This is a genomic window from Kribbella sp. NPDC058245 (assembly GCF_042882005.1).
Classification (GTDB): domain Bacteria; phylum Actinomycetota; class Actinomycetes; order Propionibacteriales; family Kribbellaceae; genus Kribbella.
Genome location: NZ_JBHVWY010000005.1, coordinates 46739 through 60917, shown reverse-complemented (window position 1 = coordinate 60917; position 14179 = coordinate 46739). Strand labels below are relative to the sequence as shown.

The 14179-nt window shown below is 62.7% G+C and carries 12 protein-coding genes; 5 read left to right on the top strand and 7 right to left on the bottom strand.

Annotated elements, in window-relative coordinates; all coding sequences use genetic code 11:
* Positions 1–856: 856 nt before the first annotated feature.
* Positions 857–1162, top strand: a complete 306-nt coding sequence (locus tag ACFVWG_RS12480; RefSeq protein ID WP_391543325.1) for a hypothetical protein — start codon at positions 857–859, stop codon at positions 1160–1162.
* Between the two features lie 79 nt (positions 1163–1241).
* Here ACFVWG_RS12480 and ACFVWG_RS12475 read toward each other — a convergent pair whose 3' ends face one another.
* The 6 genes from ACFVWG_RS12475 to ACFVWG_RS12450 all read right to left on the bottom strand — a co-directional run bounded on the left by ACFVWG_RS12475 (position 1242) and on the right by ACFVWG_RS12450 (position 9742).
* Positions 1242–1718, bottom strand: coding sequence for a DUF1643 domain-containing protein (locus tag ACFVWG_RS12475; RefSeq protein WP_391543820.1), 477 nt, complete (start codon positions 1716–1718; stop codon positions 1242–1244).
* 28 nt (positions 1719–1746) lie between these two features.
* Positions 1747–4245: a DEAD/DEAH box helicase gene (locus ACFVWG_RS12470; protein WP_391543324.1), complete on the bottom strand. Its 2499-nt coding sequence runs from the start codon at positions 4243–4245 to the stop codon at positions 1747–1749.
* Positions 4242–6320, bottom strand: a complete 2079-nt coding sequence (locus ACFVWG_RS12465) for a site-specific DNA-methyltransferase (RefSeq protein ID WP_391543323.1) — start codon at positions 6318–6320, stop codon at positions 4242–4244. The genes ACFVWG_RS12470 and ACFVWG_RS12465 overlap by 4 nt, the downstream gene beginning before the upstream one ends.
* 625 nt (positions 6321–6945) lie before the next feature.
* Positions 6946–7905, bottom strand: a complete 960-nt coding sequence (locus tag ACFVWG_RS12460; RefSeq protein ID WP_391543322.1) for an isopenicillin N synthase family dioxygenase — start codon at positions 7903–7905, stop codon at positions 6946–6948.
* On the bottom strand, positions 7902–8348 hold the full coding sequence (locus ACFVWG_RS12455; RefSeq protein ID WP_391543321.1) for a nucleoside deaminase: 447 nt from the start codon (positions 8346–8348) through the stop codon (positions 7902–7904). The genes ACFVWG_RS12460 and ACFVWG_RS12455 overlap by 4 nt, the downstream gene beginning before the upstream one ends.
* Positions 8345–9742 carry a purine-cytosine permease family protein gene (locus tag ACFVWG_RS12450; RefSeq protein ID WP_391543320.1) on the bottom strand — a complete coding sequence of 466 codons (1398 nt, stop codon included), beginning with the start codon at positions 9740–9742 and terminating at the stop codon, positions 8345–8347. Before ACFVWG_RS12450 ends, ACFVWG_RS12455 begins: the two co-directional genes overlap by 4 nt.
* A 96-nt stretch (positions 9743–9838) precedes the next feature.
* Here ACFVWG_RS12450 and ACFVWG_RS12445 point away from each other — a divergent pair, with 96 nt between their 5' ends.
* Complete coding sequence (locus tag ACFVWG_RS12445; RefSeq protein ID WP_391543319.1) at positions 9839–10963, top strand: MFS transporter; 1125 nt, start codon at positions 9839–9841, stop codon at positions 10961–10963.
* Here ACFVWG_RS12445 and ACFVWG_RS12440 read toward each other — a convergent pair.
* Entirely contained in the window at positions 10932–11513 is a 582-nt protein-coding gene (locus ACFVWG_RS12440) for a TetR/AcrR family transcriptional regulator (protein WP_391543318.1), read from the bottom strand. The genes ACFVWG_RS12445 and ACFVWG_RS12440 overlap by 32 nt on opposite strands.
* Before the next feature lie 80 nt (positions 11514–11593).
* On the opposite strand from ACFVWG_RS12440, the gene ACFVWG_RS12435 reads away from it, so the two are divergent.
* The 3 genes from ACFVWG_RS12435 (at position 11594) to ACFVWG_RS12425 (ending at position 14171) form a co-directional block, all read left to right on the top strand.
* Positions 11594–12697, top strand: a complete 1104-nt coding sequence (locus ACFVWG_RS12435; RefSeq protein WP_391543317.1) for a serine hydrolase domain-containing protein — start codon at positions 11594–11596, stop codon at positions 12695–12697.
* 116 nt (positions 12698–12813) lie between these two features.
* On the top strand, positions 12814–13548 hold the full coding sequence (locus tag ACFVWG_RS12430; RefSeq protein WP_391543316.1) for a hypothetical protein: 735 nt from the start codon (positions 12814–12816) through the stop codon (positions 13546–13548).
* The gene (locus tag ACFVWG_RS12425; protein WP_391543315.1) at positions 13545–14171 is read left to right on the top strand and encodes a hypothetical protein; all 627 of its coding nucleotides are present in this window, start codon (positions 13545–13547) and stop codon (positions 14169–14171) included. The genes ACFVWG_RS12430 and ACFVWG_RS12425 overlap by 4 nt, the downstream gene beginning before the upstream one ends.
* Positions 14172–14179 lie beyond the last annotated feature (8 nt).

Here is a 14179-nt window from a genome sequence, read left to right as displayed (position 1 = left end):
TCTTGTCGATGTGTACGCCGACGTGCGCTCCGCGCTACTCCACCTTCCGAACTACGCAGTTACCGCCTTCGGCGAGAGACTGGACAGACACGGCGCCGAGCCTGGCTTCGTTGCGGTCTTGGCATACGCAGATGGCTTCCCGTCGGTTACGCCTATGCCAACACCATTGAGCACGGCGACCGGTATTGGGAACGCACCAGCCCGGCACCGGCAGAGCAGTACACCGACCATCCAGCGGCGGCCCTCAAGGAAATCGGCGTCCGGTCAACCTGGCGCAAGACCGGCACCGCCCCGCGTATCCACGACGCCCTCCTCGCCACACGCACTGAGCCGTTCGTAACCCTCATGGTCAACAAGGCCGCCGGCGACGGAAAGGTCCACGCACTCTGTCGGTCTTGGCAGTACGAGGACATCGGGCACAGCCGGCCGTCCCCCTCATCGCCTCTCCTCACCGTGATGATCCGGCCGACTGATATCGCTACCTAGTCTGAATCGCTGGCTGCTCCCGCTGAGATCGCGAACCTGATCATCCAATCGGAGCAACGATCAAGTTCCATACGAGCCCACTCTCCACCGTCCCCTCGAACCCACCTGGGATTGACCGACACTCTGCCTGGAGATAGGTCGCTATAGGGGGCCTGACCCGTCAAGATCGTCCCTATGCGACTCCTCATCCTCGGTGGCAGCTGGTTCCTCGGCCGAACAGTCGTCTCCGACGCACTGGCCCGCGGATGGGAGGTGACCGCTTCTCCCGCGGCAAGAGCGGCCACCCGCCGGCCGGGGCGACCCACGTCGTTGGCGACCGCCGCAACGCCGCCGATCTCCACCGCCTGCCGAGCACGGTCCGTGGGACGCCTTGATCGATACAAGCGCCTACGAACCCGTCGACGTCGCGCAGGTGACGGACGCCCTGGCTGATCTGGTCGAGCAATACGTACTCACCTCGACTGTCAGCGCCTACCCCGATTGGCCAGCCAGCCCGGTCGATCAGTCCTCGCCGCTCTGGCCATCCTCACCGACCTATACCGAGCAATCACCCGAACTGGCGCACCTAAGCGTCGGCGGTCAATACGGCACCCTCAAGGCAGGCTGCGAGGTTGCCACTACGGCCGCCGAGAATCCGTCCTGGCATGGACATCACGAAGTCCGGCTGCCGTACTAGTCCGCTATGCCAGGTCCCATCGCTATCCCGGCACGACACGGCAGCGACATGGTCGGGTTGCATCAACATTCGACCCTCGCTAGACGTCGATCTCCACGAGCGCACACGACAGGCGCTGGCGAAAGCTGCCGCTCGGGACGCGTGCGTATCGGTCGCTCACGTACTGGTGCCATCGAGATGGGTGCCTTGGCTCTCCACCTATCGACCACACCGAGGAAACATCTCGCTCCCGGAGGATGGAGCGCAGCCAAGTCACTTGTGAAGCTTTGTGACGAGCGGCTACTCCGCTCAGCCCACTCACTCCCCAACCGATGAGGAACGTGTCAGCCTGCTCAATTAGATTCTCGATTGCCGGTCGGGCTGCCTCCCATCCAGCTGGGTCGCGGCCGACTCGATTGAGCTCGGCAACACTCGCTGTGGCGCTCGCAAAGAGATTGGCAATTCGAACCGACGAATGACCTAACACGTCACAGACGACGTCAAGGTGCCGGAGGGTAGCCCGGCCGTCGCCAGTAGGCGGATTGAGCAGGATCGCACCAAGCGGGCCAGTACTCATCCTCCCCCGAGCAGTCACCGTCGGCGCGTCAGCTGTAGTCGCCCGCATGCTTCTCAAACAAGCCTCGGACATCCCCATCATTAAGCGCAACGACAGCCTGGCGGACGGTCTCAGATCGAACGTCAAGAGCAAGCAGCTTGCCGTTAATCTCGACGACAGCGTCGATCCGATCAAACGCCGAGGAGTGCAGCTCAGCGTACGCCCCGAGACCCTTCAACTTGGCTGCGGCATCCGCAAGATGGTACCCGTGAGGATCCACGATCGACGCCCGGATGCCCGCGTCAGTCTGATGGAAGAGGATGAAGTCCGGGTACATCGCCTGGTCGAACTGCGCACCACGGAACGGAATCCGCAGTGACGCGCTACCTCCGGTTGGATTCCGATACCAGCCGATCAGATCCGGGTCTGCGAGCTCACGCTCCAGAACGCTGACCTCCCACCCCTTCAAATCCGCAGGGAAGGTGCCATCCTGAGCCGCCAGCAATTGCTTGGGCCAGCGCCGGCCGGCGTCGCTTACGACCTTCGAGGTTGGCAGGATTATGTCCGTGAGCTCAGAGGCCCGCGTCTCTCGCTTCACGGGCTCGTAGAGGGCCTTCTTCCCATCCGGAAGCTTGGAGATGGAGCGTTGGTGCTCACGAAGCCACGTACGAACAAGCTGCTCTGATGCGGACTCGACGGCCTCAACAACTTCTGGGTGAAGCGCGAGGACAGCTGTGACAGCCTTCGCCTCTGTCGGATCGTACTCGTCATCATCTTGCCCGGAGATGACCTCGTTCCAGTAGTTTGTCGCGACCCCTTCAGGCAGCTTCCGCTTAGCGACTTGGTACAGATCCTCGATGTTGTTGTCATCCCGTTCCATCTCGTACGACGTCTCAGTCGGCAAGTCATCCATAGAGTCCGCCGCCAGGAGTGCATACGACCGTTCGATCCTCAGGCTGCGGACCCGCGCGAGCGCCGACTGGAATGTCCCGTCCGATTCTAATCTCTTTCGTTGCGCAGACAGGACACCATTGAGGTGGATCCTGATCTGAATCAGCGCGTCTTCCACAATGTGATCACCTGACAGCAGCGTCGCCAGAGTGTGCAGGCGTGAAATCTGCGTTCGGTAGATCCGCCCCGGAACGACGTAAGAAGGAAGGGATTCGATGATCTCCACCACTTCATCCGGAATCGCGTCATTCCGTTCGAGAACGACGGGATCCACTACCAGCTCGACTGGAGGCTCATCGTTGTTACCCTGGGCAAATCTCTCGACAATCTCTTGCACTTGCTGCTTGTTGAAGCGAGGCAGATAGCAGTGAACGTCATTCAATGTTTGATCTGTTGTGATGCGCCGAGCCAGTGGCGTACGCACCATGCGGCCAATCAGTTGCGCGATGTACGTGTAATCCTGAGCACGACGCAGCGAGACGAGTACCTCCGCCCGAGGGCAATCCCAACCTGTCGAGATGGCATCTTTGCAGAGCACGACGCGGACATCTTGATCGTCCTGAATGTCTTGCGGCGCCATATAGGCAATTGTATGCGCGCCGACATTAATCGCAGTATGCTCACCAAACGTGTTCACTACGTGCTCATCGCGCAGGTGTTCCCATTCACCAAAAATCGCAGCAAGGATCTCCGTTAACTCCGCCGGACTCGGCGTATTCGGCACCTGGACGACCAGGACAGGCTGGACCGGTGGTTCATTTTGCGCTGTCGCGTACTCCCGCCAAGTCGCCTCGAACTGTAGCGTCTGCAATACAGCCGCCCGGATGAAAGTCGTATCACCCTCGACTTGACCCGAAGCTGGGTTGTCGAGAATGATCTTATCTTTCAGCAGGCCAGATGCCCGGACATCGTCAATCGGCACTGTAACCGACTTGTTCGTTCGGTGATTTCCCCACCGCGCGAGTGCTTGATTGAATCTTTCGGGGGTGGCGCTAATACCCCAGATGATCGGCGCAGGCGGATTGATTCCCGGCTGCCCGTTGATGATCCGCGAAACAATGGTCGACCGATCACTCTCTGCCTTCATTCCGCGGTGAGCTTCATCGATTACAACGTAAAAGTGTCCGCCGTTAGTACGGATAGTGTTGGCGATGGTCTCCCACAACGAGTAAGTCCGAGCGTTGACATTGCTTCGTGAAAGCGGGTTGGTCCTTGCCAATTTCTGAATGTTCAGGAAGTAGACGTGATTAGGGTCGAACGCCTCCTGATCGAAACTCGCATCGATCGTCACAAGTCGACTGGGCCCGAGTGTCGATGACGCCTGAAGCATGTTTCTCTTCGTCTGCTCATTCAAAGCAGGATCGTCTGTCACCCACAGGACGGTCGCCTCAGGGTCGGCAGAAAATTGCCCTCCACCGTCGAATAGCGTCTCAATGACCGCCGAGGCGATGACCGTCTTACCGGCACCAGTCGCGGCACTCAGTGCTACAGACCAATACTCGTGCGGGTCATCTTCGTAATCTTTCCCAGCTCGACGAAGAGCCTTAGTAATCTCACTCGTAGCGGCAAACTGATAGTCTTTTAGCGTGAATCTCATGCGCGACCCTTTGTATTGATCTCGAAGGTGCGCAGATAGTCGCTATAGAGCTGCGTGCTCGCCACACCCGCCGGAAGTTCACTTAGAATATGCTGGAATGCAGCATCTGAGTCAGTGACCACGTAAGCATGTCTCACCGAATATTCGCGTTTGATGATCGCGTCGACGAACTCGCGCCACTGATCAGTGTCGAAAAGGACACCGTAGATTGCACCGTCGGGCAGCGTCCAATCCTTCACCGCTTTTCCGATGATCGCGCCGTAGCCACCCGCCTTAAGCCACAAGAGAGGTGCGACGGCCTCGAACTTCCGACCTAAGCTAATTAGGTCAGGGTCTTCGTAAGTAAGACTGAAGAATTCAGCGTTCTCTTCGAACCCCTCCGACATAGGGAATTCGTCAACGAACTTGTAGTCTCCCTGCACCACGTCGCCGTCAGGTGTTCGTCCAGTGATAGCTGCCCTAACCCGGGGCTTGGTTACCAGTTCGCAGATACCCAGCGCCTCCCATTCATCATCGCCAGGTTGATATCCCTGATTACGCAGGGCTGCTGCCTCGTCTGCCGAGACTTCGTTGTTTGTAACCAAAATACATCGACGCCGACCACCATCTGCATGATTCAGTCGCATTACAGCGTGCGCCGTCGTGCCTGAACCGGCAAAGAAATCGAGAACTGTAGCCTCTGGCTTGTCCCCCACGAAGAATCGAAGAGTGTCTTCGACAGCGTAGACCGACTTCGGAAAGGGAAATCTCCGATCCGGGATAAGCGCTCCGAGCATCTTCGTCCCGTAGTCTCCTGCACTGTGCCGCGTTTCACGCCAAACTGTCTTCGGCCGAGAAGCCTTCGCGCCGGGAGTCACAACGATTTTGGATCCATCAGCACGGGTTCCTGATACCTGAAGTTCGCCAGCCTCCAGCTTCTTGATGCTCGGCGCAGTCAGATACGAGATGATGAACGGCTGCATCGCGTGCCCGGGCGTGGCCCTGGCAAACCCAGCGCGGGCTGCCTTCATCAGGCTCGGGCCCGTAAGACCCCACTCCATTTCTTTTCCATCCTCACGGATTGGGAAAACGGCCACGAGGCCGTCGGGCGCTTCAACTGAGCTAGCAGGGACATCCGGAGCAATAGGCTCGCCGACATCAGCAATGGCAGCCGTGTCTGGATCCACGAACACTGGATAGAATTGGCGAGGCCTGCTACCTCGAATGGATTCCTCATCTTCTCTACGGAGGTACCGCCACCTCACCGGCTTGCCGGCGGCGCCCTCATCCATGACGTCCGGGACCGCAGCATCACCGATAAGAACGAAGAAGATGAACTCGTCTACTCGCGAGAACATTCGCGGCCGGGATGTTCCCTTGGGATTGATTGTCGCACTCACCATCTGAATACGCGCTTCTGGAAAAATTTGCTCCAGCAACATTCCCAGACGGAGGTACTCCTTCTCATCGATGGTAACGATGAGAACAGAGTTCACAGGATCGAGAAGGCGATTCGCTAATTTCAGACGCCGTTCCATAAATGCTAGCCATTTAGAATGGCGATAGACGTCGTCGGAATCAACGTAGTCGTTATTGTACTTCCAGTCCTTGTCGCGCGTGTTGTACGGTGGGTCGATGTAGATCGCATCCACCTTGTTCTCGTGTGTGTATAGCAACATTTCCAGCGCATGGAAGTTTTCCGCATTGATCACGAGATGCGACGGCTTCTCTCCGCCTCGTTCGACTCTGCCCGTCCTCCGAAGGCCGGGGTACAAGGGGTCACCGAATTCCCGCACGACTACCAGCTCAGCGGGATCGATATCCCACGATTGAGGCTGGTCGGTCGACGACACGATGGTTGCGACGCGGCCTCGAACACTTTGAACCCGATACAACTGCTGGTCATTATTGCTTCTGATCCTGACCTTGCAGCCTCGTCGAACCTTATAGTTGGACAGCTCCACGGTCTCGGGCTTGTGCTGCTGGAAGACCAGCCCAAAGGACTGCTTTGTGAGCATGGCATCGACCTGTTCACGCAGAGCGTGCCGCAGAGACGGATCGGCTACCTTGTCAATCAGGGCGTCGATGTGAGCCACGCCAACTCCTTCGCCCGGTCATGATGCGTCGTGCTGCCGCATCGCTTCGTTGAGCTGAGAGATTACCGGCCGCGACCGACCGTTCTGGCAGGACCCCGCTGGTGCGTCGAAGGTGGTCTCACCGATGAACCTTGGTGGCTGTGTTTCGCCGCGCGTGCCCCATGCAAACTGACGACCGGACACCGTCGGTAGCTGAGCTGAAGACTGAACTTCCATCGCCAAGGCGGGCCACGATCAGATACCACCCGCCAGTTCCCGTTGGTCTGCTCGACGCCGGCGACACCGGCGCACGTCATTCGAGTAGTTCAGTCTGCGGTGGGGCCTGTCTGCGTTCAGGGGCTCCCTGTTGATCGGTGATCATCAGGGCCTCCGGCTGGCGGCAACAGTCAGTCGGCGCGGCGCTACTTGACGGATGGCACCGACCACCGAGTGGTTGGCGCGGGCAGCAGCCTGGAGAGAAGCTAGTGGTGGGCGGGCGCGGGCGTAACCGGCTCATTTGGAGCGACTGTGTGGCCCGCTGGGGCGGTCGGGCCTGTCATGGCGGGTAGATCGCCGCCGGTACGTCCGACGACTCGTCGTACAGGGTCTGCGGTTCTTTCGGAGGTTAGGCCCGCTGGGCGGCGAACTATCCGACGGTGATGGCATCTAGGCGTTGTTTGATGAAGGCTGCTGTGGTGACTGGCTCTAGGTCGGAGGTCTTGCCGATCGGTGGTTGCAGTGGGGTGACTAGCGCGTCGTGGTTGGCTTCGTAGAAGTAAATTAGGGAGACCAAATCTTCTTCTGGGGCTTGGGGTTGTGGGGGTAGGACTCGGTGGCGGCCTGAGGGCCAGCGGTGGGCGGTCCAGTGTTCTAGGAGGTCGCCGATGTTGACTGTTAGGGCGCCTGGTTGCCAGGGGGCGTCTTCCCAGCCACCAGAGGCGGAGTAGACCTGTAGGCCGCCGGCGCCTGGTTCTCGGTCCAAGACTGTGACTGTGCCGAAGTCGGTGTGGGGGCCGATGCGGAACTGGCCGGGCTCGGGCTCTCCCACCACACTCATGGGTGGGTAGTGGTTGATGTTCATCGTCCAGGTGGGGCGATCGGCCAACGTGGTGAACGGGTTGGTCGGCAGGCCTAGGGCGTGAGCGAAGAGCGCTAGCAAGTCATCGGAGAGCTGGCGCATGGCGGCGGTGTACTCGTCGACAAGCGCTTGCAGGAAAGGGACTTCGGCCGGCCACACGTTGGGCGCGAACCAGAGGCGGTCCACCTCGGCGTCGCCAGTCGCGGTCTCGGCGCCCAGGCTGTAACTCTCTTTGAGGTCCGGCGGGGACTCGGTACCTTCGGCGTACGCGTTGGCTTCCGCGCCAGGGCCAAGCCAGCCGTGTCCTCCTACCGGCACCGAATAGCGCGCCTTGACCTCAACCGGCAGCGCGAAGAACTCGCGGCTGGCTGCCCGCACTCGCGCGGCCAAGCCGGTGTCGACTCCATGACCCGTGACGAGGATGAAGCCGGCGCGTTGCAGGCCTTCGTCGACTTCGGCGGCGACTGCGTCGGCTTGGGCGCCGCCGGCGTACCAGCGGGAGATGTCGATGGTGGCGATCGCACTCATTCAGAGACCCCGATATCTTCGTTCCACAAGGCCGGGTTCGCGGCGATGAACTCGGTCATCATCGTGACACAGCGCGGATCGTCGAGAAGAGTTACCTGTACGCCGTGCTCGGCGAGCCAGTCCTGACCGCCTTCGAACGTTCGGTTCTCGCCGATGATCACCGCACCGATGCCGAACTGGCGGATCAGCCCGCTGCAGTACCAGCACGGCGACAGCGTCGTCACCATGATCGTGGAGCGGTAGGAGAGCTGACGGCCGGCGTTGCGGAAGGCATCGGTCTCGCCGTGAACGGATGGGTCGTCGTTCTGCACGCGACGGTTGTGGCCGCGGCCCAGAAGTACGCCGGACGAACTGAACAACGCGGCCCCGATGGGGATCCCGCCCTCCGCCAAGCCGACCCGAGCCTCAGCGACGGCAACGTCGAGCATCTCCCCTGGCGTCATGCGGCCAGCTCACTAGCGATTCTCGACCTGCAGAGCAGGAGGTAGCCGCCACCAGCAAGAAGGAACCCGACGAAGAAGGTGATGTCACCGAGCCCGGGAACGGCCTTGGTGACGAAGCCGGTGAACTTCTCCTGGTTGGAGAACAACAGGACCGATCCGATGAGCCCGACGAGGAACGAGAGCAGGCCACCCCAGTTCGCGTAGGAAACGTCGTACAGGATGTGGGCGATCGTCTGCGAGCGCCGCAGGTATTGGTCGGCGAGTACCACGCCGAGCCAGGGGCCGACCCAGTAGGCGATGATCAGCAGGAAGGCTTCGTAGCTGGTCGCGGCGTCGGGGAGCGCCCACCACGCGACCAGGAAACCAGCCGCGCCGAAGAACACTGTGACCAAAGCGCGAGCGATGTGCGGGGGCAACCGAACACCGATCGTCACGAAGGCCATGGCGCCGGAGTAGATGTTGATCGAGTTCGCGGCGATCGCCCCGATCGCGATGGCTAGGAGCGTGGCCTTGGCGACCGGCGAGGACAACTCGCCGGTGAATGCCGAAGTGGGGTTGTCGGACAGGGCCGGCCCGATGGTCACCGACGCCGCGCCGACGATCTCCAGCACCGTGCAAGACACGAACAGGCCGGCCGACGCGAACAGTCCGGTCCGAAAAGCAGACACCCGGGATGGCAGGTAGCGCGTGTAGTCCGCGGCGTACGGCGTCCACCCCGCGGCGTAGCCGAACGCCGTACCGACTGTCAGGAGGAAGCCGCCGAAGGAACCGTTGCCTACAAGGGGATCCAGCGCGGGTGCACCGGCGTGCGACTTGATGAGGATCGCGATCGAGGCAACGGCGAAGATGACCGCGAGCACCGGAAACGCGTACTTCTCGAAGGCCTGCACAAGGTTGTGACCGCAGAACGCGAGCGCCGTCTGGACCAGCACGATGATGATCAGCCCCAGCAACGGGCCGATGCCGAACAGCGCGGCCAGCGCATACGCGCCACTGACGCTGTTCGTCGCGAACCAGCCAACACCTGCGGTGATTGACATCAGTACGGCGGGCAGTGCATTGCCCTTGAACCCAAACGCCAGCCGCCCCGCCACCATCTGCGGAACGCCGTGCCGCGGCCCACGCGCTGACAGGAAGTAGTGCGCCACCGCTCCCAGTCCAGTGCCGACGACGATGCCCGCGACCGCTTGCCAGAAACTCATGCCGTAAACGGCTACGGCCAGTACGCCGACGAAGATCGTCGCGAACTCGAGGTTCGGCGACATCCAGGTCCAGAACAACTGGCTGGGCGTGCCGTGCCTGTCCTCCTCGGCAATCGCCTCGTTGCCGCCTGGCTCGACCGCAAAGACGCGATCCCGGTAAGTCCCGTCGGTCGTCGGTTCAGCCGCTGTCATCCAAGGATTGTGGCCCGCGCCGATCCGCCGGGCAACGGATTCTGGTCACGTCACCCGACCTGGTGACAGATAATACCGTTCGGTATCATCTCAGCCATGACGGTTCCGGTGAAGCGGTTGTGGGCGGCTGTGCTCTGTGGGTACCTCGCGTTCGGCGCCGCCCTGCAGGCGCTGCCGACGTACGTGCCGCAAAGGTATGGTGGTGGACCATTGGCCAGCGGGACGGCGGTGGGGATCGCATTCCTGGCGACGGCGTGCGCGCGACCATTCGCGGGCTGGCTGGCGGACGGCGGCCGGTCGCGCCCCGTCGTACTGATCGGCACCGCGCTGACCGCCGCGGGTGCCGTAGGGCAGATGACGGCCCCGAATCTGCCCCTGCTGCTCGTCGCCCGGCTGATCATGGGCGCGGGCGAGGCCGCATTGTTCTCGGCGGCCTTACCGTGGGTGCTGGCCGGCACCCGGACAGCGCAGCGTGGGCGGGTTGCCGGCTGGTTCGGGCTGTCGATGTGGGGCGGCCTGGCCGGCGGACCGCTGATCGCGGCACTGGCCGGCGACCTGGTGTGGTGGACGATGGTCGCCCTTGCAGGTACGTCGATGGCGCTTGTGCTGACCACCCGCCAAAGTCATGGTCACGCTGAACCGCTGGCGCGGATCCGCGATCTCGCCCCATCAGGCATTAAGTTGCCAGGAGCAATCATCGGACTGGCGGCATACTGCTACGGAACCATCGCGGCACTCCTGGTTCTACGGCTGCGCGCGGGCGAGGTCGGCGCCGACAACTACGCACTAACGGTGTTCGCGGTCGCCTTCTTGGTCACCAGATTCGCCGGCAGCCCATTGGTCGACCGGTACGGCGGACGCGTGGTGGCGGCCTGGACAGTTGGCCTCGAGATCGTCGCCCTGACAGGGATCGCGATAGCCGACAGCACTGCCGGAGCCCTCGCCTCCACGGCACTCGCCGGGCTCGGACTCGCGTTGATCTACCCGGCCTGTATCTCGATGACGCTCGATAGGGTCCGCGGAATGCGTCCGGGGGTGTCGATGGGCGTGATGACGTCGTTCTGGGATCTCGGGGTGATGGCGGCCGGACCGGTCGGCGGCCTCGTCGCCGAGCAGTTCGGGTTCCCGACGGCCTTCATCGCGGCCGCCCACGCGGCAGCGGCGTCACTGCTCCTGTGCCTGGTGTTCCTTAGGCCGCGTCGAGCAACATCTCCACGATGACGCGCGCCTCCGCACCCAGACCAGGATTCCGGTCGACCGCACTGATGATGGTCGCGCCTTCCAGTACGACGACCAACTGGCGGGCGGTCGTCTCGGGATCACGCGCTCCAGCCTCAGCCAGGAGCCGGCCGAACAGGCCGCGATAGAAGGCGAGATGATCCTGGGCCAGCTGCCGGGGGGCGCCGTCGCGGCCACGATCCTCGGTGGCCGCGTTCATCATCGCGCACCCGCGGAACCCGGCCTCGGCGTACCAGGTCGCGACCAGGTCGAAGACCGCCAGGATGCGGTCCCGGCCGGTGTCGGCCTGCCCGGCCGCTCGCTCATGCCAGGCGCGCACGCGCGTCGTACGGTCGGTCAGCACTGCCTCGACCAAGCCGTCCTTGGATCCGAAGTTCCGGTAGATGGTGAGTTTGGAGGCGCCGGCGGCCTCGGCGACCTCGTTGATGCCGACGGCATGGATGCCACGCTGGGCAAAAACCTCCGACGCCGCAGCCAGGATGCGCGCCCTGGTCGCCTCGGGATCCAGCCGCTCGCCAGCTTTGACTGGCATCTGCACCACCTCCGGCCTTCATAGTACCGATCGGGATTATCTACTGGCGCTAGATAAGACCGATCGGTACCATCTGACCCATGATCAACGGATGGACAGCGCCCGGGTTCGAGGACGTGGCCGCGGAGTTCGCGCGGAACTTCGCCGAGCGAGGTGAGCTGGGTGCGGCCTTCGCGGCCTACCGGTACGGCGAACTCGTGGTGGACCTGTGGGGTGGGCTCGCGGATCGCGATACCGGCCGGCCGTGGGACCGCGACAGTCTGCAACTGATCTTCTCCGGCACCAAAGGACTCGCCACGGCGTGCATCCTGCTACTCGTCCAGCGCGGACAACTATCGCTCGACGATCCGCTCAGCCGCTACTGGCCAGAATTCCGCTCCGGTGAAACCACGGTCGCCGAAGTGCTGTCCCATCAGGCCCGCTTGGCCTGGGTCGAGGCCGGGTACGCCGATTTGCTGGATCATGACGTGATGGCCGCGCACCTCGCCGTACAGGCTCCGGCGACAGATCCGCGGGCAGCCTTCATGTACCACGCGATCACCTGGGGCTGGCTGGTCGACGAGCTGATCCGCCGGGTCGACGGACGAACCGCGGGCCGGTTCTTCGCCGACGAGTTCGCCGTCCCCCTCGACCTGGACGTGTGGATCGGGTTGCCGGACGAGCTTCATGCGCGCGCGACGACGATGGTCGCTCCGGACGGCGTACTGGTCGACGTACCGGAGACCGATTCCTTGCTGCAGCCCAATCCGCTCTGGGTGCCGGGCGCGGAGAAGATCTGGAACAGCCCCGAGTACCGCAGTGCCGGCCTGGCCGCCGTCGGCGGTTTCGCGACCGCACGCGGCATGGCGCGGTTCTACGACACACTCCTGAGCGGCAGCATCCTGACGACGGAAACGGTCGAGCTCGGTCGGCGCGAGATCAGGCGCGGCATCGAGCCGACCTGGGGATCCGAGATCGCGTACGGCGCCGGCTTCGAACTGCAGGTCCCTGCCGCCCACCTCGGCCCGCCCGCCGACGTTTTCGGTCACGGCGGCGCGGGCGGCTCCCGCCACGGCGCCTGGCCATCCCGCGGCATCGCCTTCTCCTACGTCATGAACGAAGTCCGGGCCCAACCCGACGAGCGCGCCCTCTCCCTCCTGTCAGCGCTACACCAAGCCACAGCGTCAAACGCACCACCGGCCTGACCCCCACCAGCTACCGCCGCCGCTTCGGGCTCTCCGAGCGTCACTGACCTCTCCTCGAGTCCTTGTGGGCCGACCCGGGCGCGCTTACTCTGCGTGAAGGGGATGGGGGCGGGGCAATGGGGCGTGGGGAGATCTCTGAGCCGTTCGGGATCAGCTTTGCGAACAAGCCGGTACCGGCGTTGCGGTTCCTGCTGCAAGAGGGCTTCAAACCGAGCGGAGTGGTCGAGCATCTGCCGGACGGGCTGACGCTCGGCATGACGCCGTGGTTCACCGAGGTCGTGTTCGAGTTGACCGGGACAGAAGCCGTCGCGGTCCTCTACCGGATCTCGAAGGACGACGAGTACGACCTGGTCGTGGCCTGTCTCGGGGAGATCGTCGAACCGTTCTTCAGGCTGCTGGAGGGGCGTGACTACGGCGACGAACTCAGCAAGCTAGTGAAGCTGCATTGGCCGGAGCAGTACGAAATGCTGCGACTCAGTACGGCGCAAGTCCCCGGCGCGCGGGTGATGTTCACGGTGCACACACCGCAGCGGGCTCAGTGGGTGGTCGCGGATCATCTACGGGTCGGCGACGAGTTCTCCTCGGCGCAGGTGACCAGCCTGATCGGCGCGGCGCTGCAGACCTTCCTCCGGTTCTGCCAGCCGTATGACCTGCCCGGCATCATCCCCGTCCTCGGCGGACCAGATCTCGTGTCCCGCCGGCTCAAATCGATCTCCGGCATGATCAGCAGCCTGAATGGGATCAATGGCGCATTAAAGGATGGCTTTGACGCCGGCGACATCATCGACTTGGCGAAGGATGCCTGGGAATTCCTGCAAGGCGCCGACGAGCTAAGGCGGTCCCGGAAATGAGCGACACACTGGCTTTCGCGCCCATCCCGCAGGTGCTGTCTGACGACGAGGTCCCGTTCGTTCTATCACTGACCCCTGATGCGCGACGATTCCAAGAAATCGGTGGAGCGCGGTACCGGCGCGGCACCGACCGCTACACGATCGAATGGCCGGTCGAAACGATCGGCCTCCGAGCCGTGGTGATGAATGTCGGGGGCATCAGCTACCTCATGGCCAACGCCGGGCCGCTCCTGACGGATTGGTGGCCAGTACTGCGGCGGGGTGCGGGTAGTCCGGACCGCCCGTTGGTATCCGCATGTCTTGCTGGCGAGAAAATCATCATGCAGACAAGCACCGGGGCCATCGACCTCACCATCGTGCCTTCGGCCGGAGACGTCGACTACACGCTCGTCGTACTCGGGCTCGGCCACGGCTTTGCCTCCGACGAGATGATCGTGGCCCATCACGCGTCGCTGGCTGCCATCAAAGTCGCACTGCTGCTCGGCGCTGAGTACCGCACGCTCGTCGACACCGTTCCCGACATGGGCGTACCGGCCGGCGAAGGAACGATCGACCTGGTCACCATGCTCGATCTCGCCGCCGAGATCGCCGCCCAGATCACCTGGTCGCCCAAGCCACGCTGAGACTCACG